Below are 22,881 nucleotides of genomic sequence, written 5' to 3'. Positions count from 1 at the left end.
CTGCGTCACAGCGTCGCGGCCCGGGCGTATGATGGTTCCATCCCGCATTCCTGTTGCATGGAGAAGCCGATGAAGCTCAAGACCATCACCGTGGTGCTGGCCGTCAGCGTGCTGGCCGCCTGTGGCGGCAAGGAAGGAGCGGCCGCCGATGGCGCGCCGTCCAAGACATTGAACGTCTACAACTGGTCCGACTACATCGCCGAGGACACCATCCCGAACTTCGAGCAGCAGTCGGGCGTCAGGGTCACCTACGACGTGTTCGACAGCGACGAGATGGTCGAGACCAAGCTGCTGGCCGGCAGCAGCGGGTACGACGTGGTGGTGCCGTCGCTGAGCTTCCTGGGCCGGCAGATCCAGGCGGGCGTGTTCCTGCCGCTGGACAAGAGCAAGCTGCCCAACCTGAAGAACCTGGACCCGAAGATGCTCGAGCGCATCGCGCTGCAGGATCCGGGCAACCAGTTCGCCGTGCCCTACCTGTGGGGCACCAGCGGCATCGGCTACAACGTCGACAAGATCAAGGCCATCTTCGGCGACACCGCCGTCACCGGCAGCTGGGACGTGGTGTTCAAGCCGGAAAACGCCGCCAAGCTGAAGGACTGCGGCATCACCGTGCTGGACACGCCGTCGGAACTGATCCCGATCGCGCTGAACTACCTGGGCGAGGATCCGCACAGCTTCGATCCGGCGGTGATCGACAAGGCCGCGGCGCTGCTGAAGTCGATCCGTCCGTACATCCGCAACTTCCATTCGTCCTCGTACATCAACGACCTGGCCAACGGCGATGTCTGCCTGGTGGTGGGCTGGTCGGGCGACATCATCCAGGCGCGCGACCGCGCCGCCGAGTCCGGCAACGGCGTCAACGTGGCGTACTCCATCCCGAAGGAAGGCGCGCCGCAGTGGTTCGACATGCTGGCCATCCCCAAGGATGCGAAGAACGTCGACAATGCCTACGCCTTCATCAACTACCTGCTGGACCCGAAGGTCGCCGCGGCGAATACCAACTACGTGACCTATCCGAATCCGGTGCCGGCGTCGAAGCCGCTGGTCGACAAGAGCATCGCGGACGATCCGACGATCTACCCGCCGGCCGACGTAGACGCGAAGCTGTTCACCTTCGCGGTGCTGCCGCCGGACGTGGATCGCCAGTACACGCGCATCTGGACGGAACTGAAGACAGGGCGCTGAAACACCGGGGCGCGTGCCGCGACGGACGCGCCCTTCGTCATCCTGGCGTCGCCCCGGGGAGCGGGCGATGCCACGGGGGAGGGGTAGGGGAGCACGACGGCACGGATCCGGCCATTGCAATGACAGCACGCCCGCGACGGCCCCCGGCCGGCAAGGGACCACATCAAGCCGCCCTCGCGGGCCGAATGGAGAGAGATTGATGAAACTGCGCGTACTGGCAACCACCCTGGCCGTGTGTACCCTTGCCGCCTGCGGCGGAAAATCCGGCGGTGACGGCGGCGATGCCGCTGGCGGCGCGAAACAGGTCAACGTCTACAACTGGTCGGATTACATCGCCGAGGACACCATCCCGAACTTCGAGAAGGCCACCGGCATCAAGGTGACCTACGACGTGTTCGACAGCAACGAGGTGCTGGAAACCAAGCTGCTGGCCGGCAGCAGCGGCTACGACGTGGTCGTGCCGACGATGAACTTCCTCGGCCGCCAGATCCAGGCCGGCGTGTTCCTGCCGCTGGACAAGAGCAAGATCCCCAACTACGCCAACCTCGACCCGGCCATCATGAAGCGGCTGGAAAACCAGGACCCGGGCAACCAGCACGCCATTCCCTACATGTGGGGCACCACCGGCATCGGCTACAACGTCGACAAGGTCAAGGCCGCGTTCGGCAACACCGACATCGCCAGCAGCCTGGACATCGTGTTCAAGCCGGAGAACATCAGCAAGCTGAAGGACTGCGGCGTGACGTTCCTGGATACGCCGTCGGAGATCATCCCGATCGCGCTGAACTACCTGGGCGAGGATCCCAACAGCCAGGACCCGGCCGTGATCGACAAAGGCGCCGCGCTGCTGAAGACGATCCGCCCCTACATCACCAACTTCCATTCCTCGCAGTACATCGATGCGATGGCCAACGGCGACACCTGCCTGGTGGTCGGCTGGTCCGGCGACATCATCCAGGCGCGCGACCGCGCGGTCGACGCCAAGAACGGCGTCAACATCGCCTATGCCATTCCGAAGGAAGGCGCGCCGCAGTGGTTCGACATGCTGGCCATCCCGAAGGACGCCAAGCACCTGGACGAGGCCTACGCCTTCATCAACCACCTGCTCGACCCGCAGGTGATGGCCAACAACTCCAACTTCATCAGCTATCCGAACGCCATCCCGAAGGCCAAGGAGCTGATGGACGCCTCGATCACCGGCGATCCGACCATCTATCCGACGCCGGAGGTGGAAGCCAAGCTGTTCACCTTCGCCATCATCACGCCCGAGGTCGATCGCCAGTACACGCGCATCTGGACCGAGCTGAAGACCGGCAAGTAAGCGCCGCGGCCGGAACGGACGACGTCCGTTCCGGCCATCGGTGATCGCAGACATCCACATCCGCGCCGGCGTCCATGCGGGCCGGCGACCAGGGGAACTCCATGGCGGCAGAACAGGGCAACGGCGCGGCACCGAACGGCAAGGCGGATGCGCAGGAGTACCTGCGCATCGTCGACGTGCGCAAGGAGTTCGATGGCTTCGTGGCGGTGGACGACACCAACCTGACCATCCGCAAGGGCGAGATCTTCGCCCTGCTCGGCGGCTCGGGCAGCGGCAAGTCCACCCTGCTGCGCTGCCTGGCGGGTTTCGAGACGCCCTCGTCCGGCAAGATCTACCTGGACGGGCAGCTGCTCAACGACCTGCCGCCGTACGAGCGTCCGCTCAACATGATGTTCCAGTCGTACGCGCTGTTCCCGCACATGACGGTGGAGCAGAACATCGCCTTCGGCCTGAAGCAGGATGGCCTGTCCAAGGACGCCATCAAGAAGCGCGTCGAGGAGATGCTGGCGCTGGTGCAACTGGGCAAGCTGGCCCAGCGCAAGCCGCACCAGCTGTCCGGCGGCCAGCAACAGCGCGTGGCCTTGGCGCGCTCGCTGGCCAAGCGGCCCAAGCTGCTGCTGCTGGACGAACCGATGGGCGCGCTGGACAAGAAGCTGCGCTCGCAGATGCAGCTGGAACTGGTCAGCATCATCGAGAAGTCCGGCGTGACCTGCGTGATGGTCACCCATGACCAGGAAGAAGCCATGACCATGGCCACCCGCATCGCGCTGATGGACCAGGGCTGGATCCGCCAGGTCGGCACGCCCGATGAAATCTACGAACAGCCCACCAGCCGCTTCGCCGCCGAGTTCATCGGCTCGGTGAACCTGATCGAGGGCGCGGTGGAGGAAGACGAGGCCAACTACGTCACCATCCGTTCGCCGCAGCTGCCGGATCCCATCTACATCGGCCACGGCATCTCGGGCTTCGAGGGCCAGGAGGTCGGCTTCGCGGTACGGCCCGAGAAGCTGGGCATCGGCAAGGACGAACCGCCGCAGCCGCACAACAAGGCGAAGGGCGTGATCGAGGACATCGCCTACTTCGGCAGCCACTCGGTCTACCACGTGCGCCTGCCGAGCGGTTACAAGTTCATGGCCAACTTCGCCAACGTGCAGCGCTGGGCCAGCGAGGGACTCACCTGGAACGACGAAGTCTGGGTGTGGTGGGACGACAACGACGGCGTGGTGCTGACCTCATGAACCTCCTCCGCTCGCTGGGCAAGCGCCTGCCGGGGCCGCGCTGGGGGGTGATTTCGGTGCCCTATGTGTGGCTGCTGCTGTTCTTCGCCATCCCGTTCCTGATCGTGCTGAAGATCTCGTTCGCCAAGCTGGCGATCGCGATGCCGCCGTACACGCCCATCCTCGAGTACATCGACGAGGCGCTGACGCTCAAGCTCAACCTGGGCAACTACGCGGCGCTGTTCACCGATTCGCAGTACGTGGCGGCCTACCTCAGTTCGATCAAGATCGCGGCCATCTCGACCCTGCTCGCGCTGCTGGTGGCGTACCCCATCGCCTACGTGATCGCACGCCTGCCGCCCTCGTCGCGCAACATCGCGATGATGCTGGTGGTGCTGCCATCGTGGACCTCGTTCCTGATCCGCGTCTATGCCTGGATCGGCATCCTCAAGAACAACGGCCTGCTCAACAATCTGCTGATGAAGATCGGCATCATCGATGAGCCGCTGCAGATCCTGTACACGCCGCTGGCGGCCTACATCGGCATCGTCTACTGCTACCTGCCGTTCATGGTGCTGCCGCTGTACACCAACCTGGTGAAGCACGACCACCGTCTGCTGGAAGCCGCCTACGACCTGGGCGCCAAGCCGTGGAAGGCGTTCTTCACCATCACCCTGCCGCTGTCCAAAGCCGGCATCATCGCCGGCTGCATGCTGGTGATGATCCCGGCGGTGGGCGAGTTCGTCATCCCCGAACTGCTGGGCGGGCCGGACACGCTGATGATCGGGCGCGTGCTGTGGGGCGAGTTCTTCAACAACCGCGACTGGCCGGCCGCCTCCGCCGTGGCCATCGTCATGCTGATCCTGCTGCTGATCCCGATCCTGATCTTCAACCGGGTGCAGCAGCGCGAGATGGAAGGGAGGCTGACATGAGCCGCGCGCGACAACGCGCCGTCAACTGGACGGTGCTGGGGCTTGGGTTCGCCTTCCTCTACATCCCCGTCCTCATCCTGATGGTGTACTCGTTCAACGAGTCGCGCCTGGCCACGGTGTGGTCCGGCTTCTCGTTCAAGTGGTACGGCGAACTGTTCCGCGACAAGCAGATGCTGCAGGCCGCGTGGATCAGCATCAAGGTTGCGTTCTGGACCGCGACCGCGGCGGTGGTGCTGGGCACGATGGCGGCGCTGGTGATGACGCGCATGCGCCGTTTCCCGGGCAAGACCCTGTTCGGCGCGCTGATCACCGCGCCGCTGGTGATGCCCGAGGTGATCATCGGCCTGTCGATCCTGCTGATGTTCGTCTCGCTGGGGCAGGTGGTCGGGCTGCAGCCGCGCGGCATCCTGTCGATCTGGATCGCGCACGTGACCTTCACCCTGGCCTTCGTCACCGTGGTGGTGTCCTCGCGGCTGTCCGAACTGGACAAGTCGCTGGAAGAAGCGGCGATGGACCTGGGCGCGAACCGGATCAAGGTGTTCTTCCTCATCACCCTGCCGATCATCGCGCCCGCGCTGGTCTCGGGCTGGCTGCTGGCGTTCACGCTGTCGCTGGACGACGTGGTGATCGCCAGCTTCGTCGCCGGTCCCAACTCGACCACGCTGCCGATGAAGGTGTTCTCGTCGGTCCGCATGGGCCTGAGCCCGAAGATCAACGCGCTCGCTACCCTGATGATCCTGGTGGTGAGCGTGGCCGCCTTCCTCGGCTGGTGGTTGATGTACCGCGAAGAAAAGCGCCGCCAGCGCGACATGCAACTGGCGTTGCAGGACAACGGGTAGCGATCGGGGCTGTAGTTGGCAGGTCGCGCGCTGGCGCGCCCGCAACTCTTGTCCCGTCATCCCAGCGCAAGCTGGGATCCAGCTTGATCTTGCCTTTGCTCCCTTCGAGAAGTGATCGCGAACGTCACCATGGATCCCAGCGTGCGCTGGGATGACGGCCACGGGCTTCCGGCAACGGTCGGGATGTCCCGCCACGGCGCCGTAACGTCGCCGCTCGCAGAATCCAGCCCTGTTCACCCATGCAGCACCACATCGAACGAGCGCCATGACCATCGAAACCATCAATCCCGCGACCGGGCAGGTCGAATACCGCCATGAGCTGATGACGTCCGCACAGATCGAAGCGGTTCTCGCCGCCTCATCGCGTGCCTTCACCGCATGGTCCGCGTTGTCGCTGGACCAGCGAGGCAAGTTGCTGCGCGCAGTCGGCGCCGAACTGCGCCGTCGCCGCGACGACATCCAGCGCATCATGACCGTCGAGATGGGCAAGCTGCGCAAGGAGGCGCTGGCCGAAGTCGACAAGTGCGCCGGCGCCTGCGATTACTACGCCGACCATGCGGCCGACTACCTGCAGGACCGGCCGGTCGCCACCGACGGACAGCGCAGCTACGTGCGCTACGAGCCGATCGGCTGCGTGCTGGCGGTGATGCCATGGAACTTCCCGATCTGGCAAGTGTTCCGCTTCCTCGCACCAGCGCTGATGGCGGGCAACGTGGCGGTGCTCAAGCACGCCAGCAACGTGCCGCGCTGCGCCGACGTGATCGGTGAGGTGCTGACAGCGGCGGGCGTGCCGGACGGCGTGCTGGGCGTGCTGCACATCGACAACGACCAGGCGGCCGAGGTCATCCGCGACCCGCGCGTGGCCGCGGTGACGCTGACCGGCAGCGAGCGCGCCGGCCGATCCGTCGCATCCAATGCCGGCAGCCAGTTGAAGAAGAGCGTGATGGAACTCGGCGGCAGCGACGCCTTCATCGTGCTGGACGATGCCGACCTGGAGAAGACCGTGGCCGGCGCGATCGCTTCGCGCTTCGGCAACGCGGGCCAGACCTGCATTGCCGCCAAGCGCTTCATCGTGCAGGACGGCATCGCCGATGCGTTCGTGAAGCGCTTCGTCGAAGCGGCGGCGAAGCTGCGGCTCGGCGACCCGCAGGACGAAGCCACCACGCTGGCGCCGATGGCGCGCCAGGACCTGCGCGACGAACTGCACAAGCAGGTGCAGGCCAGCGTGGCCAAGGGCGCGAAGGTACTGCTTGGTGGCGAGCCCGATGCGTCGCATGCGGGCTATCCGGCGTCGATCCTCGATGCGGTGGCACCGGGCATGCCGGCCTACGACGAGGAACTGTTCGGACCGGTCGCCAGCATCCTGCGGGTGAAGGACGATGCCGAGGCCGTGCGCGTGGCCAACGACACCACGTTCGGCCTGGGCGGCAGCGTGTGGACCAGGGACGTGGCGCGCGGCGACCGCATCGCCCGGCAACTGGACGTCGGCGCCGCCTTCGTCAACGCGATCGTGCGCAGCGACGTGCGCCTGCCGTTCGGCGGCACCAAGCGCTCCGGCTTCGGACGCGAACTGGCCGAACATGGCATCCACGAGTTCATGAACATCAAGTCGGTCTACGTGGCCTGATTGTTTGTAGGAGCGCCCCATGGGCGCGATGCTCCTGCTTTCGATCATTCCCGGAGCAAAAGCATCGCGCCCATGGGGCGCTCCTACGAGGGATTGCCTGCTCCGGTGGAACGGATGGTTACGGTGGCCGCCGTTCCTAAGCGGTCATGCCGGTGCCATCTTGTCGGCAGTCGAACCGGAGGCACCATGAACACCCTGACCGATACCACGCCCGCCCGCGTGATCCGCACGATCCGCGGCCGACCCACGTCCGATGGCGCCGGCGTCAAGCTGACGCGCGTGATCGGCGGCCCCGACCTGCCGGACCTGGACCCGTTCCTGCTGCTGGACGAATTCGGCACCGACAAGGCCGAGGACTATCTCGCCGGTTTTCCGGAGCATCCGCACCGCGGCTTCGAGACCGTGACCTACATGCTCGACGGGCGCATGCGCCACCGCGACAACCATGGCAACGAAGGCCTGCTCACGCCGGGTGCGGTGCAGTGGATGACCGCCGGTCGCGGCCTGGTGCATTCGGAGATGCCCGAGCAGGAATCCGGCCGCATGCGCGGTTTCCAGCTGTGGGTGAACCTGCCGGCACGCGACAAGATGACGGCGCCGAAGTACCAGGAGTTCGCGCCGGACCGGATTCCGGTCGCGCATCCGGCCACGGGTGTCGAAGTGAAGGTGATCGCGGGCGCCGTCGGCGACACGCAAGGCCCGATCTCGCAGCCGGCCACCAATCCGGTGTATCTCGACATCGCACTGCAGCCGGGACAGGCATGGGACTACGCGCTGCCCGCCGGCCACAACGCGTTCGCGTACGTGTTCGAGGGTGCGGTGACGGTAGGCGAGGGCGATGACGCGCGTCCGCTGGACACGCACGAGATGGGCGTGCTGGGCGGCGGCGACACGCTGCAGCTGCGAGCGGGCAGCCAGCCTGCGCGCCTGATCCTGGTGGCGGGGCGTCCGCTGCGCGAGCCGGTGATGCGGCACGGTCCGTTCGTCATGAACACGCGACAGGAGCTGATGCAGGCCTTCGTGGATTTCCAGGAAGGCCGGTTCTGATGCAGGTGTGGCGGGACGCCGTCCCGCCGCGACCTCAGTTGCCGGCGGAGAGCTGGGCGCCCGCGCTGCCCACGTCGAGCTGGCGCGCCAGCGAGATCAGCGAGCCCAGTTCTTCCGGCGACGCGGCATTGATCCAGACCTGCGCGTAACGGTCGTCGTCGTACTCGACCACGGTGATGCGGCGCGAGGCCATCTCGGCGGCGGTTTCGCGTCCACCCAGGTCCGGGCGGTACCAGTACATCTCCTCGCCGGAGAAGGTGCTTTCTTCCTCGCGCAGGCGCCGCTCCAGGCTGATCCTGGGATCGCGTGCGGTCAACATCACGTTGAGCACCTGCCGGCCCTCGGCGTTGACGGCCTGGCAGGCGATGAAGGTGGCATCGACGCGCTGTTCCCAGGTCAGGCCGGCATCGGCGGGCAGGGTCGGGCACGCCGGCGCGGTCTGCGCCCACGCGACGGCGGAGAAAAGGCTCAGGCCAACGGCAATCAAGATCTTCATGTAGTCCCCCTGGATGAAACGTCCGGGTGGCAGGCAGCGCCACCTCATCGGCCACCGCGGCGGGCCATGCGCCCTGGCGTCATCCCCTCGCATTCCACGGTGTCGGCTGCCGCTTCCCCGGCAGTCGACCCGACCTTAGCCCATGCTGCGCCGCAAAACAACGCGCCGGGTCCGCGAACGGCGACCCCCGTCACCGCGTGGGTCGTGCCCGCGCCCGTAGGTACGGGCGCGGGCAGGCGACTCAATCGCGATCGCGACCGAGCCAGCCGTACAGCATGCCGCCGATCAGTCCACCCAGGATCGGCGCCAGCCAGAACAGCCACAGCTGCCCCACGGCGGCGGGGCCGGCGAACATCGCCACGGCGGTGGAGCGCGCCGGGTTGACCGAGGTATTGGTGACGGGAATGCTGATCAGGTGGATCAGGGTCAGCGCCAGGCCGATGGCGATCGGCGCGAAGCCCGCCGGCGCGCGCCCGTGCGTGGACCCCATGATGACGATCAGGAAGAACGCCGTAAGCACGACTTCGGTCAGGAATGCCGCCGCCACGGTGAACCCGCCGGGCGACATCGCGCCGTAGCCGTTGCTGGCGAACGCGCCCGCCGCGTTGGGATCGACCGCGAAGCCGGGATGGCCGCTGGCGATCTGCCACAGGATGAAGCCGGCGGCGAGGCCGCCCACCACCTGCGCCACCACGTAGGGCAGCAGTTCCCGGGCCGGGAACCGCCCGCCGGCCCACAGGCCGAGGCTGACCGCCGGATTGAAATGCCCGCCCGAGATGTGGCCGAAGGCATACGCGCCAGTGAGCACGGTCAGGCCGAAGGCCAACGACACCCCCAGCAGGCCGATGCCGAGCGGATTGCCGTCGCCACCGAAGTTGGCCGCCAGCACGGCGCTGCCGCACCCGCCCAACACCAGCCAGAAGGTCCCCAGGAACTCTGCCGCGAGCTTCTTTGCCATAGCCATGCCGGCCCCCATTGCGTGCACCCCGTCACATGACGGTGCGCGCACGATAGCGGAAGCCGAGCGCGGCAAGTGTTTGCTTTGCGTTACGCCAGCGGCATCCGGGCACCAATGAAGCAAGTGTCACATTTGCCGGCCGACGACCGGTTCAACGCTCCGGCAGCGGGATGAACTCGGTCTCGCCGGGCACGTGGCCGAAGCGGCCTTCCTGCCAGTCCTGCTTGGCCTGTTCGATCCGCTCCCTGGAGCTGGACACGAAGTTCCACCACAGGTGGCGTGGGGCATCCAGCGGCTCGCCGCCCAGCAGCATGGCCTTCAGCGGCGTCTTCGCGCGCAGTACCGGACGGCTGCCGCGGTCGAACACCACCAGGTGCTTGTCCGGAATGTCGGCACCGTCGACCTGCGCCTCGCCCTCCAGCACGTAGAGCGCGCGCTCGACATGGTCGTTGTCGATCTCCAGCTCGGCCTCCGGCTGCAGGTCGACGGCGACGTTGAAGGTGCCGCTGAACACCTTCACCGGCGACTCCTCGCCATACGCGCGCCCGGCGATGACGCGCAGGCGTGCACCGGCACGTTCGATCAGCGGCAGCGTCGCCGCGGTGTGGTGGTGGAACTCAGGCGCGACCTCTTCCACCGAGCGCGGCAGCGCCACCCAGGTCTGCATGCCGTGCACGTCGTGGCGACCGGCACGCACGTCGCCGGGCGTGCGCTCGGAGTGGGCGATGCCGCGGCCGGCGGTCATCCAGTTGACGTCGCCGGGGGTGATGACCTGTTCCGACCCCAGCGTGTCGCGGTGGTGGATCGCGCCCGACCAGAGGAAGGTCACCGTGGCCAGCCCGATGTGCGGGTGCGGGCGCACATCGATGCCGCGCCCCGGCTCGAACACCGCCGGCCCCATGTGGTCGACGAACACGAACGGCCCCACGCTGCGGGCCTGCAGGCTGGGAACGGCGCGGCGCACGTTGAAGCCGTCGCCAAGGTCGTGCACGCGGGGCGCGATGATGGTCGTCATGGGCGGATCCTCGGGGAGAGGGACGAAGCATCGCACGGGACATCGTCCCCGCCCGCTACGGCAGGGAAACGGATTGTTGCGTGCGGGCTCAGCCGCGCCGGGACGCGATCCGGTCGGCCAGTCGGGTGGGCTCGGGCAGGCGATAGCCGCGCAGCGTGCGCAGTACCGCGTCCAGTGCGCCCTGCATCGAGACGCGATGCCCGGGCGACACGATCAGCGGATTGCAGCGCAGCTTGCTGCGCAGCACCCAGCCGATCTGGTCGCCGCGATGGATCAGTGGCGTGCGTTCGCCCGCCAGCGGGCCCGGCGTTTCGTGTTGTCCGCACAGCACGTTCTTCGCCACGCCGATGCTGGGCAGGCCGGTGACCACGCCGAAGTGCGCAGCGATGCCGAGCCGGCGCGGATGGGCGATGCCCTGGCCGTCGACGAAGACGAGATCGGGCACCTGCGGCAGGCGTTCGAGCGCGGCGACCAGAGCGGGCAGTTCGCGGAAGCTCAGCAAACCGGGCACGTAAGGCATGGAGGTGGGAATGCGGACGACTTCGGTGGCGACCGGCTGCAGCGTATCCGCAGCCAGCAGTACGGCGGCGGCACGGGTCGTGGCGCCTTCGTCCTCGAAACCGACATCGAAGCCCGCCAGCCAGCGCGGTGTTTCCGTTACCTCATCGCGCAGCACGACTTCGGCGGCCAATCTTTCCTGCAGCCGGCGTGCGTCCGCGATGCTGCCGTCCCAGTCGCCGAAGATCGCCGTCATGGGCCGGCAGGTGCGCCGTAGCGTTGCACCTCAAGCGTCGCGCGGCCGTCGGCGTCGAAACGCACGATGGAGAAGCGGTCGTATTCGGTTTCGTCCATCGCATCGGTCGCGCAGCCGCACAGGGCCGCCACCAGGGCCGGCACGGTGTTGCTGTGCCCGACGACCAGCACGGTGCCGCTGCGATGGGCCTGTTTCCACTGTGCGGCGATTTCGCCGGCCGGGCCGCGCGCGTAGTACGCCGTGAGCTGCAGCCGGTGCGCGTCGGCGACCGGCTGGGCGGTCTGCTGCGTGCGGCGGAACTCGGTGGCATAGGCCGCCACCAGCGGCGCGTCGCGCAGGCGTTCGGCCAGCATCGCGGCGCGTGCCTGACCGGCGGCGGAGAGGCTGGGATTCTCGGGATCGTCGGTCGCCTTTTCGGCGTGGCGGACAACGACGAACGTCAGCGGCGTCGACGCATCTCGCGATGGTGTCGTGCCGCATGCGGCGACCAGCAGTGCAAGCACAGCCAGGACAGGAACACGGAACCGGGAGGGCAGGCGCATGACGATCCGGGACGAAGGGCGGGTGGCGAGCGTGCAACGGCCGGCGGGTCGGTGCAAGCGGCGTCCTCACGGCGCTGCGGCTACGATAGGGACGGGTCCGTGAAGAGGGGGAGATCATGCGCAAATGGCTGCGTCGGCTGGGTATCGCGCTGGCGCTCGTGGTGGTGGCGTCGGGCACGGCGCTGTACAGCTACGGGCGGTTCGCCGAAGGCGCACGCGGCGCCCCTTCGCAGTCGCTGCCGATCGCCGCCGATGCCACCGCGCTCGACCGTGCTGTCGCACCGCTGCTGCGCGAACACCGTGGGCAGAGTGGCATGGCGCTGCTGTCGGACAACCTGGATGCGTTCACCGTGCGCGCGGCCACCGCGCGCGCCGCCGGTCGCAGCCTGGACCTGCAGTACTACATCTGGAACCACGACTTCACCGGCAACCTGCTGGGCTACGAAGCGCTGCGCGCGGCCGACCGCGGGGTGCGTGTGCGCCTGCTGCTCGACGACATGACCGCGCACGGCAAGGACTCGCACCTGGCGGCGCTGGATGCGCATCCCAACATCGAGGTGCGGCTGTTCAATCCCTCGCGCAGCCGCGCCGGTGTGCTGGGCCGCGCCAGCGAGATGCTGCTGCGACCCATGGCCATGAACCGGCGCATGCACAACAAGGCCTGGATCGGCGACGGCCGCGTGGCGGTGGTCGGCGGGCGCAACGTGGGCGACGAGTATTTCGACGCCGCCGCGCAGACCAACTTCCTCGACCTGGACGCGGTGCTGCTCGGCCCGGCAGTCGACCAGACGGCGGCGATCTTCGACGATTTCTGGAACAGCGCCTCGGTGATCCCGCTGTCGGCGCTGACCAAGGCCGAAGACGGCGCGCTGGAGCGCCTGCGCGAGAACGGCGATGCCGGCTACCGGTCGACGCAGGCGGCCGACTATGTCGCACGCCTGCGCAGTTCGCCCGGCCTGCGCGCGCTGGTGGGCGGCAACACGCTGCACTGGCTGGACGAGGTGGGGGTCTATTCCGATCCGGCCTCGAAGGGGCAGGGCGAGGGACAGGGCACTTGGCTGGTGCACAGGCTGGGCAAGGCGATGGGCGAGGCGAAGCGCGAGCTGCGCGTGATCTCGCCTTACTTCGTGCCCGGCGACGAAGGCGCGCGTTGGCTGGTGGGCAAGCGCGCGCAAGGGGTCGACGTGAGCGTGCTGACCAACTCGCTGGCGGCCAATGACGTGATGGCCGTGCACGGCGGCTATGCACCGTATCGCGTGCCGTTGCTGGAAGGCGGGGTGACCCTGTTCGAGCTGATGCCGCACGGCCAGCAGGACAGCAGCCTGTTCGGTTCCAGCGGCGCCAGCCTGCACACCAAGGCGTTCGCGGTGGATGGCGAGGGCGGCTTCATCGGCTCGTTCAACCTCGATCCGCGTTCGGTCAACCTCAATACCGAGATGGGCGTGCTGTTCCGCGACCGCGGTGCGGCCGCCGCGCTGCTGCGCAGCTACGAGGCGAAGATCGCGCCGGACACCAGCTACCGCGTGACCCTGCAGCAGGGCGCGTTGCGCTGGGAAGACGCCTCGACCGACCCGCCGCGGGTCTGGGATCGCGAACCCGAAGCCAGCGTCTGGCGCCGCTGGACCGCGCGCGTGGTCGGCTGGCTGCCGATCGAATCGCAACTGTAGCGTGCGCCACGCGCACGACCGCATGCCGCGTAACCCCGCAGCGTAGCGTGCGCCGTGCGCACGACTGCTCGATGCCAGATCGCGTGTCGTGCGCACAGCGCACGCTACGGGTCGGCTGCTCTCATTCCCATGATGCCGAACCGGACATCGTGCCGTAGCGTGCGCTTCGCGCACGACTGCATGATGCCAACCCGCGCGTCGTGCGCATGGCGCACGCTACAGGGGTCGCGGTGTCGGGACGCATGCGCATCGTGCGCACAGCGCACGCTACGCGGTCATGTGGCGAGTGTGGTCAGCAGGCCTTTCGCGGCATTGAAGCGGTCCGGCGCGTCCGGCAGCGGCACCTTGATGCGCAGCTTGTCGGGGCCGTCCATGGTGTAGAGCTTGGGCTGCTTCTGGATCAGCTGGATCACCGCCATCGGGTCGATCTTCGGCTTGGCCTCGAACACGATGCGGCCGCCATGCTCGCCCAGCTCCAGCTTGCGGATGCCCATCTCGTTCGCGGCCAGCTTCAGTTCCGCGGTGGCGAACAGGTACTTGGCCGGGTCCGGCAGCAGGCCGAAGCGGTCGATCATCTCCACCTGCAGGTCGCGCAGTTCCTCCTTGTCGCGCGCGCTGCTGATGCGCTTGTACAGCGTCAGGCGGGTGTGCACGTCGGGCAGATAGTCGTCGGGGATCAGCGACGGTACGTTCAACTCGACCTCGGCACCGCGACGTTCCTGGCCCAGGTCGACGTCGGGCAGGTGGCCGGCCTTGATCGAGCGCACCGCCCGCTCCAGCAACTCGGTGTACAGGCTGAAGCCGACCTCGGCCATCTGCCCGCTCTGGTCTTCGCCCAGCAGTTCGCCGGCGCCACGGATCTCCAGGTCGTGCGTGGCCAGGGTGAAGCCGGCGCCCAGTTCGTCCATCGAGGCGATCGCCTCCAGCCGGCGTTGCGCATCGGCGGTGATACTGCGCTTGTCCGGCACCACAAGGTACGCATACGAACGATGATGCGAACGGCCCACGCGGCCACGCAGCTGGTGCAGCTGCGCCAAGCCGAACTTGTCGGCGCGGTTCATGATGATGGTGTTGGCGTTGGGGATGTCGATGCCGGATTCGATGATCGTCGTGCACAGCAGTACGTTGAAACGCTGCTTCTGGAAATCCAGCATCACCTGTTCCAGCTCGCGCTCGGGCATCTGGCCGTGCGCCACGCCGATGCGCGCTTCCGGCACCAGTTCCTGCAGCTCGCGCTGCATGCGGCCGATGCTCTCCACGTCGTTGTGCAGGAAGTACACCTGGCCGCCACGCGACAGTTCGCGCTGGAAGGCTTCCTTCAGCATGGCCGCATCCCACGGCGTGACGAAGGTCTGCACCGCCATGCGGTTGGCTGGCGGCGTGGCGATGATGGACAGGTCGCGCAGGCCGGCCATGGCCATGTTGAGCGTGCGCGGGATGGGCGTGGCGGTCAGCGTCAGCAGGTGCACGTTGGCGCGCAGCGCCTTCAGCGCTTCCTTCTGGCGCACACCGAAGCGCTGTTCCTCATCCACGATCACTAGGCCCAGGTCCTTGAACTTCACGTCCGGCTGCAGCAGCCGATGCGTACCGACGATCACGTCGAGCTTGCCCTCCGCCAGGCGGTCGAGTTCGGCCTTGATCTCCTTGGTGGTCTTGAAGCGCGACAGCACTTCCACCTTCAACGGCCAGTCGGCGAAGCGGTCGCGGAAATTGCGGTAGTGCTGCTCGGCCAGCAGCGTGGTCGGCACCAGCACGGCCACCTGCTTGCCTGCGCTGGCGGCGGCGAACGCGGCGCGCACGGCCACCTCGGTCTTGCCGAAGCCGACATCGCCGCAGACCACGCGGTCCATCGGCTGGCTGCTGGCCAGGTCGCGGATCACCGACTCGATCGCGTGGTGCTGGTCGGGCGTCTCCTCGAACGGGAACCCGGCCGCGAACGGTTCGTACATCGCGCGGTCCAGGTGCAGCGCCAGGCCGGCGCGGGCCTGACGGCGCGCCTGGATTTCCAGCAGTTCCGCGGCCACGTCGCGGACCTTCTCGGCGGCCTTCTTCTTCGCCTTCGCCCAGGCTTCGCCACCAAGCGAATGCAGCGGCGCGGTTTCCACCGACGCGCCGGAATAGCGGCTGATCAAGTGCAGCTGCGCGACCGGCACGTACAGGCGGTCGCCCTTGGCGTATTCGATTTCGAGGAACTCGCCGGGCATGCCGCCCACGTCCATCGCGATCAGGCCGCGGTAGCGGCCTACGCCATGGTCTTCATGGACGATCGGCGCGCCCTCGGTCAGTTCGCCGAGGTCGCGGATGATGGCTTCCGGTTCGCGGCCGGTGCGCTTGCGCCGGTGCGCCTGCGTCGCGCGCTCGGGGAACAGCTGGCGCTCGGTGAGCACCGCGATGCGCGGATCGTCCAGCGCGAAGCCATCGGCCAATGGCGCCACGGCGATGGCGAATCTGACGGCGTCATTCCCGCGCAGGCGGGAACCCAGCGCCTTTGCGCTTTCGTCGGTACGGCCCAACGTCGCTGGGTCCCCGCCTGCGCGGGGATGACGACCTGAAAGGAAGTCGGCAAAACTGCTCACCACGTCCGGCTTCAGCTCCGCCGCCTGCAGCACTTCCAGCAGCGCCTCGCGACGGCCGGGCGAGTCGGCGGCGATCAGCACGCGACCCGGGTAGTGGCCGAGGAACGACTTCAGCGCCTCGCCTGCCGGCGCATCCTTCGCCGCGACCGGCAGCGGCGGCAACGGCTGGTCGCCGAGTGGCAGGGCATCGGTGTGTCGGCTGTGCTGCGGACCGCAGACCTCGATGCGCGCGCGCTGGTTGAGCTGTTCGCGCAGCGCGTCCGGCGACAGGTACAGCTCGTCCGGCGCCAGCAGCGGCCGCTCCACGTCGTGGCGGCGCTGTTCGTAGCGGTTGCGCGTCTGTGCCCAGAACGCTTCGGCCGCTTCGCCGAAGCCATCGGTCAGCAGCGGCAGTGCGTCCTTATGCAGGTAGTCGAACAGCGTGGAGGTCTGGTCGAAGAACAACGGCAGGTAGTACTCCACGCCGGCCGGCGCCAGGCCGGACTTCAGGTCCTGGTACAGCGCGCTGCGGCGCGTATCTACGTCGAAGCGGTCGCGCAGCAGCGTCATCGCGCGCTCCACCGAGCGTTCGTCCAGCGGCACTTCGCGGCCCGGGAGCAACTGCACGGCCTCGGTGCGGTCCAGCGAGCGCTGGCTTTCCGGATCGAAGTGGCGGATCGAGTCGATGGTGTCGTCCAGCAGTTCGATGCGCAGCGGCGCTTCGGCGCCCATCGGATAGACATCCAGCAGGCCGCCGCGCACGGCGAAGTCGCCCGGGTCGAGCACCTGCGGCACATGCCGGTAGCTGGCCGCTTCCAGCCGGCGCTTCTCGGCGTCGAAGTCCAGCCGCTGGCCGACCCGGTAGTCGAAGCTGCCGCCGGCGATGTGGCGCAGCGGCGACAGCCGCTGCATCAGCGTCTGCACCGGCACGATCACGATGCCGCGCGCCAGCGTGGGCAGGCGGTGCAGGGCGGCCAGGCGCTGCGAGACGATGTCCGGGTGCGGACTGAACTGGTCGTAGGGCAGGGTTTCCCAGTCGGGGAACGGCACGACCGGCAGCGCGGCGCGGTTGCCGAGCAGGGTGTGCAGGTCGGCTTCGAGCTGGTGCGCCTCGTGGTTGTCGCGGGCGACCACCAGCAGCGGGCCGTCGTGGGCCTCGGCGGCCATGGCGATCGACCAGGCCAGTGCGGTCGGCGAGGCGGGCGCGCGCCACCAGGCGCGGGACTGGCCGCCACGCGGCAGCGGGGGAACGGGCAGGGAGGTTTTCTGGGCGTCGGTCATCGGTGCACACAACAACGGCAGCGCCGGACACCGTGGGGTGCCCAGCGCGAAGGGGTGCGCAGTTTAGCAAGCAGGCCCGGGTGGGCCCGTCATCGTCGGCAACGGATCATTCCGCCGTCAGCGGATCGATGACCTGGGCGACCACGGAGATGCGGTCGACGGGAAAGCCGCCGCGGCGCGCGTGCTCGAGCACGAGGTCTTCGTTGGGTGCGCGATAGACGCAGTAGACCCGGTCGTCGGTGACATAGCTGTGCTCCCACTGCACCCGCGGGCCCAGGTCTTCCAGCACACGGCACGAGGTCTGCGCGACGGCCTTCAGTTCGGCCGGGGTCATCAGGCCGGCGCCCTCGATGTCGCGTTCGATCAGGTAACGGGGCATGGCGACCTCACGCGGGCGAGCCGGAAGCGAGGCTCTCACCGGACAACACGCGGGAAGCCGGGCGGCCGGGCCGACCGCCGGTCGGCGGCCTCAGGGACCTTCGTTCAGGTCCAGCACCACGCGGACCAGGCCGGAGCCGTCGTTCTCGCGCACGCGCTTGAAGCCCAGCGATCCGGCCAGCGCCAGCATCGGCTGGTTGGTGTCCAGCACGTCGCCGTACAGGCGGTCGAGCTTCTTCGAGCGCGCCCACTTGGCCAACTTGCGCATCAGGTGGCGCCCCAGGCCCTGGCCGGCGATGAAATGGCTGACCAGGATCGCGAACTCGGCATCGCGCGTGCGCGACACCAGCGCCGCACGCGCCACCGCCCCCACCAGGGCCTCGCCCGGCGGCAGCGCTTCGGCGGCGACCAGGGCGAATTCGGTATTGGGGTCGGGGTGGGTCAGGCGCTGCGCCATCTCCGGCGTCAGTTCCTTCAGCGCGTACATGAAGCGGTGGCGGATCTCTTCCGGTCCCAGCAGGCCGAACGCGCCCTGGATGGGGCCGGCGTCTTCGGGCCGGATCGGGCGGATCAGCAGCTCGCGCCCGCTGGGCAGGCGGAAATGTTCATGCCAGGGCGGAAGGCGTTTTGGCGCAGTCATGGCGTGATGCTCGCATGAAATCCGCCGGGGCGGCGAGGGCCGGAGCGCCGCTGGTTCAGGCTGGGTGGCGTTTGCCGCGCAGGCGCGAGACCGCGGTGACGACGGCCACGATCACCGCGCCGGTCACCACGCCGACGGCGGCGTTGAACAGGCTTTCCCACAGCCAGCCGAGGTCGCCTTCGGCGTAGGGCTGGATGAAATGGTGCAGGGCCGGGATGCTGTGGACGAGGATGCCGCCACCGACCAGGAACATCGCGGCGGTACCGGCGATGGACAGGAACTTCATCAGGTACGGCGCGCTGTACAGGATGCCGCGACCGAAGGCGCGCTTGAACCGTGCCCAGCCGCTTTCGCGCTTATCGGCGGCCAGCGCCAGGCCGGCGTCGTCCAGCTTGACGATGCCGCCGACCAGACCGTACACGCCGACGGTCATGATGGCCGAGATCGCCAGCAGGGTGAGCACCTGCTCCACGAAGGTGCGGCCGGCCAGCGTGCCCAGCGAGATGACGATGATCTCCGCCGACAGGATGAAGTCGGTGCGAATGGCGCCGCGGATCTTGTCCTTCTCGAACGCGACCATGTCGACGTTCTGGTCCTGGATCGCGGCCACGCGCTCGGCATGGCGATCGCCTTCCTCGCCCTTGTGCAGGAACTTGTGCGCCAGCTTCTCCACGCCCTCGAAGCACAGGAAGGCGCCGCCCAGCATCATCAGCGGGGTCACCAGCGGGATGTTGTAGCCGCGCCCGTGCAGCCAGGTCTCCAGCGCGCTGATCGCCAGCGCCGCCGGCACCAGGATGGCCTTGTTGACCACCGACCCCTTCGCCACCGCCCACACCACCGGCAGCTCACGGTCGGCCTTCACCCCGGTCACCTGCTGCGCGTTGAGCGCCAGGTCGTCACCCAGCACGCCGGCCGTCTTCTTCGCCGCCACCTTGGTCATCACCGACACGTCGTCCAGCAGGGTGGCGATGTCGTCGATCAGGGCGAACAGGCTGGATCCGGCCATGGAGAGGGGTCGTCGTGGTGAAGGAGGGGCGATTCTCGCACAGCCTCCTGACGGCGCTGCGTGATCGGCAGGCCGGGGTCAGGCGGGCTGGCGCAGCCACTCCAGTCGATGGCTGGCGCCGGTCTCGCCCAGGGTGGACGCCAGGATCGGCAGCACCGGGGCGAGCGCCTGGTCGAGCTGCCAGGGCGGATTGACCACCAGCATGCCGCTGCCGTTGAGGCGTAGCGGGGAGTCATCCGGCCGCACCTGCAGCTCGGCGATCAGAGCGCCCTTCGAGGGCAGCGCCGCCGCCTTGCGGAAGAACGGCAGCAGGCTGCGTCGCTGCTTGATCGGGTACCAGACCGCGTACGTGGCGGCAGGCCAGCGTTCCAAGGCGTCGCGCAGCGAGGCGATGATCTGCGGATACTCCGCGTCCTGCACTTCGTACGGCGGATCGATCAGCACCAGCCCACGCGCGATGCGCTGCTCGCCCATGCGGGGCGGCAACAGCGCCTTCATCGCCGCGTAGCCGTCGCGGGCGTGCACCGCCACGCGCTCGTCGTCGGCGAACACCTCGCGCAGCGCCTTGGCTTCGTCCGGTTGCAGTTCGCAGGCGGCCAGCCGGTCCTGCGGACGCAGCGCCTGCGCCACCAGCAACGGCGAGCCGGGGTAGGTGATCAGCGCGCCCACTGGGTTGTTGGCGACCACCGCCCGCAGGTAGCGCTCGGCCGGGTCGGGCAGGCGCGCGGCGCCCATCAGCTTGAACACGCCGCTGTCGGCTTCCGAGGTCTTGCGGCTTTCCGCACCGCCCAGCATGTAGCGGCCGCGTCCGGCATGGGTGTCCAGCACGAAGAACGGCGTGTCCTTGCGCTTCAGCGCATCGACCATGGCCAGCAGCGCGATGTGCTTGAGGACGTCGGCGTGGTTGCCGGCATGGAAGGCGTGGCGATAATTCATGCCGCGCAGCATATATGCTTGCGCCATGCCCCGCGTACTGATTGCCGAAGACGAAACCGCCATCGCCGATGCCGTGCTGTATGCGCTGCGCAGCGAAGGCATCGACGCCGACCATTGCCTGCTGGCGCGCGACGTGGCGCCGCGCGTGCGTGCCGGCGGCGTCGACGTGGTGGTACTGGACGTGGGCCTGCCCGATGCCAGCGGCTTCGATGTGTGCCGCGAACTGCGCGGTTTCAGCGACGTGCCGGTGATCTTCCTGACCGCGCGCAACGACGAGATCGACCGCGTGCTGGGGCTGGAACTGGGCGCCGACGACTACGTCACCAAGCCGTTCTCCCCGCGCGAACTGGTGGCGCGCGTGCGCGCCCGCCTGCGCCGCGCGGGCACCGGTGCGCAGGTCCGGGCCGAGGCCGGTGAATGGGTGGCGCGCGGCGCGTTCGCCATCGACCGCGAAGGCCACCGCATCCGCTACCGCGAGCAGCTGCTGGACCTGACCCGCTACGAATACGCGCTGCTGGATGCCTTGTTGCAGCGGCCCGGCGCGATCCTCAGCCGTGCGCAGCTGATGGACCGTGGCTGGGACAGCGATGCCGACAGCGCCGACCGTACCGTCGACACCCACGTGAAGACGCTGCGCGCCAAGCTGCGCGCGGCCGGCGCCGACCACGACCCGATCCGCACGCACCGCGGACTGGGTTACGCCATCGAGGCCTGAGATGCGGCTGGGGCTGAAGCTCGTCCTCGGCTTCTTCCTGATCGTCGGCATCGCCGCGTTCTTCGTGATGCGGGTGTTCGTCAACGAAGTGAAGCCCGGCGTGCGGCAGGCGATGGAATCCACGCTGGTCGACGCCGCCAACATGCTGGCCGAGATGGCCGCCGACGACCTGAAGGCCGGGCGCATCGCCGATGGCGCGTTCGCCGGCAATGTCGCGCAGGCGCAGCAGCGCGATCCGAAAGCCTGGGTCTGGCGCTTCCAGAAGCGCAGCGTGGACTACCGCGTCACCGTCACCGATGCGCGCGGCCAGGTGGTGTTCGACTCGCAGGGCCGCGATGTCGGCCGCGACAACTCGCGCTGGAACGATGTCTACCGCACGCTGCGCGGCGAGTACGGCGCACGCTCCAGCGCCGAATCGCCCGGCGACACCACCAATACGGTGATGCACGTGGCCGCGCCCATTTACGATCCCGGCGACGGCCGCACCCTCATCGGCGTGCTGACCCTGTCGCAGCCCAACCGCAGCATCGAGCCCTTCATCGTCGCCAGCCAGCGCAGCATCCTGTTGCAGGGCGCCTGGCTGATCGGCATCTCGGCGCTGATCGGCGTGGTGATGACGTGGTGGCTGATGCGCGGCATCGGCGGGCTCAACCGCTACGCGCAGGCGGTCAGTGCCGGCGAGCCGGTACCGCCGCCGCGACCGCGCGCCGACGAGATCGGCGACCTGGGCCGCGCGCTGGAGACGATGCGCCGCAAGCTGCAGGGCAAGGCCTACGTCGAGCAGTACGTGCAATCGCTGACCCACGAGATGAAGAGCCCGCTGGCCGCGATCCGCGGTGCGGCCGAACTGCTGCAGGAGCCGCTGCCGGAAGCCGACCGCCAGCGCTTCGTGCGCAACATCCGGACCCAGGAGCACCGGCTCACCGAAACCATCGACAAGCTGCTGGCGCTGGCCGAAGTGGAACAGCACGGCTGGCTGCAGCGGCGCGAGCGCATCGACGCCGCCACCCTCGCCGATGATGTGGTGCTCGGCCTCGACGCCCAGCTCACCCCGCACGGGGTGGAGGTGGTGCGCGTGCCGCAAACCGGCACCTGGGCAGTGGAGGGCGATGTCTTCCTGCTGCGCCGTGCGCTGGGCAACCTGATCGACAACGCGGTCGCGTTCTCGCCACCGGCGGGCACGGTGGAACTGGTGGTCGAGCAGGCCGAAGACCAGGTACGTTTCATCGTCCGCGATCGCGGCCCGGGCATTCCCGACTACGCGCAGGAACGGGTGTTCGAGCGTTTCTATTCCCTGCCGCGTCCCGAGGGTGGCCAGCGCAGTTCCGGCCTGGGGCTGCCGTTCGTGCGCGAGGTGATGCGCCTGCACGGCGGCGAGGCCTCACTGGCCAACCGCCCGGACGGCGGCGCGGAAGCGGTGCTGTCGCTGCCGGTGGTCTGACCCGCCTGCGCCTTTCCTTCTCCCCGCCTGCGAGGGGAGAGCACCTCAAGCCCCGCTACGTCAACATTCCTTCTCCCCGCCTGCGGGGAGAAGGTGCCCGGAGGGCGGATGAGGGGCGCTGTCCTTTCACGCATCGCATCTCTCGCCGATAGCACTGCGCCTGCTGTCCGCGTTGTCATGTGCAAGTCTTGGCTGCCTCCGCTCGCCCCTCACCCGCCTTCGGCACCCTTATCTCTTGGCGATCTGCCAGATTAGATGCCGAGAGCCGGCGTGGTCGAGCGTCACACCTTGGGTGCTACGACCGCGGGAGAGCAAGCTCGCCACGCCGG

At 68.1% G+C, this 22,881-nt stretch carries 20 protein-coding genes; 10 read left to right on the top strand and 10 right to left on the bottom strand.

Features of this window, described 5'->3' with window-relative positions; all coding sequences use genetic code 11:
- Window positions 1-69 precede the first annotated feature (69 nt).
- From MMG85_RS11395 to MMG85_RS11365, 7 genes are all read left to right on the top strand, one after another.
- Window positions 70-1,185: a polyamine ABC transporter substrate-binding protein gene (locus tag MMG85_RS11395; RefSeq protein WP_241046152.1), complete on the top strand. Its 1,116-nt coding sequence runs from the start codon at window positions 70-72 to the stop codon at window positions 1,183-1,185.
- Between the two features lie 199 nt (window positions 1,186-1,384).
- Complete coding sequence (locus MMG85_RS11390; RefSeq protein WP_241046151.1) at window positions 1,385-2,506, top strand: polyamine ABC transporter substrate-binding protein; 1,122 nt, start codon at window positions 1,385-1,387, stop codon at window positions 2,504-2,506.
- Between the two features lie 101 nt (window positions 2,507-2,607).
- The gene (gene potA, locus MMG85_RS11385; RefSeq protein ID WP_241046150.1) at window positions 2,608-3,744 is read left to right on the top strand and encodes a polyamine ABC transporter ATP-binding protein; all 1,137 of its coding nucleotides are present in this window, start codon (window positions 2,608-2,610) and stop codon (window positions 3,742-3,744) included.
- Entirely contained in the window at window positions 3,741-4,655 is a 915-nt protein-coding gene (locus MMG85_RS11380; protein WP_241046149.1) for an ABC transporter permease subunit, read from the top strand. The genes potA and MMG85_RS11380 overlap by 4 nt, the downstream gene beginning before the upstream one ends.
- Window positions 4,652-5,494 (top strand): ABC transporter permease subunit, encoded by an 843-nt coding sequence (locus tag MMG85_RS11375; RefSeq protein WP_241046148.1) that lies wholly within the window; start codon window positions 4,652-4,654, stop codon window positions 5,492-5,494. Before MMG85_RS11380 ends, MMG85_RS11375 begins: the two co-directional genes overlap by 4 nt.
- Before the next feature lie 265 nt (window positions 5,495-5,759).
- Window positions 5,760-7,121: an NAD-dependent succinate-semialdehyde dehydrogenase gene (locus MMG85_RS11370; protein ID WP_241046147.1), complete on the top strand. Its 1,362-nt coding sequence runs from the start codon at window positions 5,760-5,762 to the stop codon at window positions 7,119-7,121.
- 186 nt (window positions 7,122-7,307) lie between these two features.
- Window positions 7,308-8,168 (top strand): pirin family protein, encoded by an 861-nt coding sequence (locus tag MMG85_RS11365; protein WP_241046146.1) that lies wholly within the window; start codon window positions 7,308-7,310, stop codon window positions 8,166-8,168.
- 34 nt (window positions 8,169-8,202) lie between these two features.
- Here MMG85_RS11365 and MMG85_RS11360 read toward each other — a convergent pair whose 3' ends face one another.
- From MMG85_RS11360 to MMG85_RS11340, 5 genes are all read right to left on the bottom strand, one after another.
- On the bottom strand, window positions 8,203-8,664 hold the full coding sequence (locus MMG85_RS11360) for a hypothetical protein (protein WP_241046145.1): 462 nt from the start codon (window positions 8,662-8,664) through the stop codon (window positions 8,203-8,205).
- Between the two features lie 241 nt (window positions 8,665-8,905).
- On the bottom strand, window positions 8,906-9,628 hold the full coding sequence (gene aqpZ, locus MMG85_RS11355) for an aquaporin Z (protein ID WP_277399845.1): 723 nt from the start codon (window positions 9,626-9,628) through the stop codon (window positions 8,906-8,908).
- Window positions 9,629-9,773: 145 nt separating this feature from the next.
- Window positions 9,774-10,637, bottom strand: a complete 864-nt coding sequence (locus MMG85_RS11350; RefSeq protein WP_241046144.1) for a pirin family protein — start codon at window positions 10,635-10,637, stop codon at window positions 9,774-9,776.
- 88 nt (window positions 10,638-10,725) lie between these two features.
- Window positions 10,726-11,391 carry a deoxyribonuclease V gene (gene nfi / locus MMG85_RS11345; RefSeq protein WP_241046143.1) on the bottom strand — a complete coding sequence of 222 codons (666 nt, stop codon included), beginning with the start codon at window positions 11,389-11,391 and terminating at the stop codon, window positions 10,726-10,728.
- The gene (locus tag MMG85_RS11340; protein WP_241046142.1) at window positions 11,388-11,933 is read right to left on the bottom strand and encodes a phosphoglycerate mutase family protein; all 546 of its coding nucleotides are present in this window, start codon (window positions 11,931-11,933) and stop codon (window positions 11,388-11,390) included. The genes nfi and MMG85_RS11340 overlap by 4 nt, the downstream gene beginning before the upstream one ends.
- A gap of 116 nt (window positions 11,934-12,049) precedes the next feature.
- Here MMG85_RS11340 and MMG85_RS11335 point away from each other — a divergent pair, with 116 nt between their 5' ends.
- Window positions 12,050-13,600, top strand: a complete 1,551-nt coding sequence (locus MMG85_RS11335) for a phospholipase D family protein (RefSeq protein ID WP_241046141.1) — start codon at window positions 12,050-12,052, stop codon at window positions 13,598-13,600.
- Between the two features lie 275 nt (window positions 13,601-13,875).
- Here MMG85_RS11335 and mfd read toward each other — a convergent pair whose 3' ends face one another.
- From mfd to rlmJ, 5 genes are all read right to left on the bottom strand, one after another.
- Window positions 13,876-17,436, bottom strand: coding sequence for a transcription-repair coupling factor (gene mfd / locus MMG85_RS11330; protein WP_241046140.1), 3,561 nt, complete (start codon window positions 17,434-17,436; stop codon window positions 13,876-13,878).
- Between the two features lie 106 nt (window positions 17,437-17,542).
- Window positions 17,543-17,815 (bottom strand): DUF4242 domain-containing protein, encoded by a 273-nt coding sequence (locus MMG85_RS11325; protein ID WP_241046139.1) that lies wholly within the window; start codon window positions 17,813-17,815, stop codon window positions 17,543-17,545.
- A gap of 90 nt (window positions 17,816-17,905) precedes the next feature.
- Window positions 17,906-18,454 (bottom strand): GNAT family N-acetyltransferase, encoded by a 549-nt coding sequence (locus MMG85_RS11320; protein ID WP_055941897.1) that lies wholly within the window; start codon window positions 18,452-18,454, stop codon window positions 17,906-17,908.
- A gap of 55 nt (window positions 18,455-18,509) precedes the next feature.
- Window positions 18,510-19,460 carry a DUF808 domain-containing protein gene (locus MMG85_RS11315; RefSeq protein WP_241046138.1) on the bottom strand — a complete coding sequence of 317 codons (951 nt, stop codon included), beginning with the start codon at window positions 19,458-19,460 and terminating at the stop codon, window positions 18,510-18,512.
- A gap of 78 nt (window positions 19,461-19,538) precedes the next feature.
- The gene (rlmJ, locus tag MMG85_RS11310) at window positions 19,539-20,396 is read right to left on the bottom strand and encodes a 23S rRNA (adenine(2030)-N(6))-methyltransferase RlmJ (RefSeq protein ID WP_241046137.1); all 858 of its coding nucleotides are present in this window, start codon (window positions 20,394-20,396) and stop codon (window positions 19,539-19,541) included.
- Between rlmJ and creB the strand changes: the two genes are divergently transcribed.
- Together creB and creC are read left to right on the top strand one after the other, a co-directional pair.
- Complete coding sequence (gene creB, locus MMG85_RS11305) at window positions 20,395-21,111, top strand: two-component system response regulator CreB (protein WP_241046136.1); 717 nt, start codon at window positions 20,395-20,397, stop codon at window positions 21,109-21,111. The two genes, rlmJ and creB, sit on opposite strands and share 2 nt — an antisense overlap.
- Window position 21,112: 1 nt before the next feature.
- The gene (gene creC / locus MMG85_RS11300; RefSeq protein ID WP_241046135.1) at window positions 21,113-22,552 is read left to right on the top strand and encodes a two-component system sensor histidine kinase CreC; all 1,440 of its coding nucleotides are present in this window, start codon (window positions 21,113-21,115) and stop codon (window positions 22,550-22,552) included.
- The last annotated feature ends 329 nt before the right edge of the window (window positions 22,553-22,881 follow it).

This window comes from Pseudoxanthomonas sp. LH2527 (assembly GCF_022539275.1).
Classification (GTDB): Bacteria; Pseudomonadota; Gammaproteobacteria; order Xanthomonadales; family Xanthomonadaceae; genus Pseudoxanthomonas_A.
This window is presented reverse-complemented; position numbering and strand designations above follow the sequence as displayed.

Coding starts and splice junctions, on each gene's coding strand:
- MMG85_RS11395 (WP_241046152.1), top strand. CDS start 70: ATGAAGCTCAAGACCATCACCGTGGTGCTGGCCGTCAGCGTGCTGGCC.
- MMG85_RS11390 (WP_241046151.1), top strand. CDS start 1,385: ATGAAACTGCGCGTACTGGCAACCACCCTGGCCGTGTGTACCCTTGCC.
- potA (WP_241046150.1), top strand. CDS start 2,608: ATGGCGGCAGAACAGGGCAACGGCGCGGCACCGAACGGCAAGGCGGAT.
- MMG85_RS11380 (WP_241046149.1), top strand. CDS start 3,741: ATGAACCTCCTCCGCTCGCTGGGCAAGCGCCTGCCGGGGCCGCGCTGG.
- MMG85_RS11375 (WP_241046148.1), top strand. CDS start 4,652: ATGAGCCGCGCGCGACAACGCGCCGTCAACTGGACGGTGCTGGGGCTT.
- MMG85_RS11370 (WP_241046147.1), top strand. CDS start 5,760: ATGACCATCGAAACCATCAATCCCGCGACCGGGCAGGTCGAATACCGC.
- MMG85_RS11365 (WP_241046146.1), top strand. CDS start 7,308: ATGAACACCCTGACCGATACCACGCCCGCCCGCGTGATCCGCACGATC.
- MMG85_RS11360 (WP_241046145.1), bottom strand. CDS start 8,664: ATGAAGATCTTGATTGCCGTTGGCCTGAGCCTTTTCTCCGCCGTCGCG.
- aqpZ (WP_277399845.1), bottom strand. CDS start 9,628: ATGGCTATGGCAAAGAAGCTCGCGGCAGAGTTCCTGGGGACCTTCTGG.
- MMG85_RS11350 (WP_241046144.1), bottom strand. CDS start 10,637: ATGACGACCATCATCGCGCCCCGCGTGCACGACCTTGGCGACGGCTTC.
- nfi (WP_241046143.1), bottom strand. CDS start 11,391: ATGACGGCGATCTTCGGCGACTGGGACGGCAGCATCGCGGACGCACGC.
- MMG85_RS11340 (WP_241046142.1), bottom strand. CDS start 11,933: ATGCGCCTGCCCTCCCGGTTCCGTGTTCCTGTCCTGGCTGTGCTTGCA.
- MMG85_RS11335 (WP_241046141.1), top strand. CDS start 12,050: ATGCGCAAATGGCTGCGTCGGCTGGGTATCGCGCTGGCGCTCGTGGTG.
- mfd (WP_241046140.1), bottom strand. CDS start 17,436: ATGACCGACGCCCAGAAAACCTCCCTGCCCGTTCCCCCGCTGCCGCGT.
- MMG85_RS11325 (WP_241046139.1), bottom strand. CDS start 17,815: ATGCCCCGTTACCTGATCGAACGCGACATCGAGGGCGCCGGCCTGATG.
- MMG85_RS11320 (WP_055941897.1), bottom strand. CDS start 18,454: ATGACTGCGCCAAAACGCCTTCCGCCCTGGCATGAACATTTCCGCCTG.
- MMG85_RS11315 (WP_241046138.1), bottom strand. CDS start 19,460: ATGGCCGGATCCAGCCTGTTCGCCCTGATCGACGACATCGCCACCCTG.
- creB (WP_241046136.1), top strand. CDS start 20,395: ATGCCGCGCAGCATATATGCTTGCGCCATGCCCCGCGTACTGATTGCC.
- rlmJ (WP_241046137.1), bottom strand. CDS start 20,396: ATGAATTATCGCCACGCCTTCCATGCCGGCAACCACGCCGACGTCCTC.
- creC (WP_241046135.1), top strand. CDS start 21,113: ATGCGGCTGGGGCTGAAGCTCGTCCTCGGCTTCTTCCTGATCGTCGGC.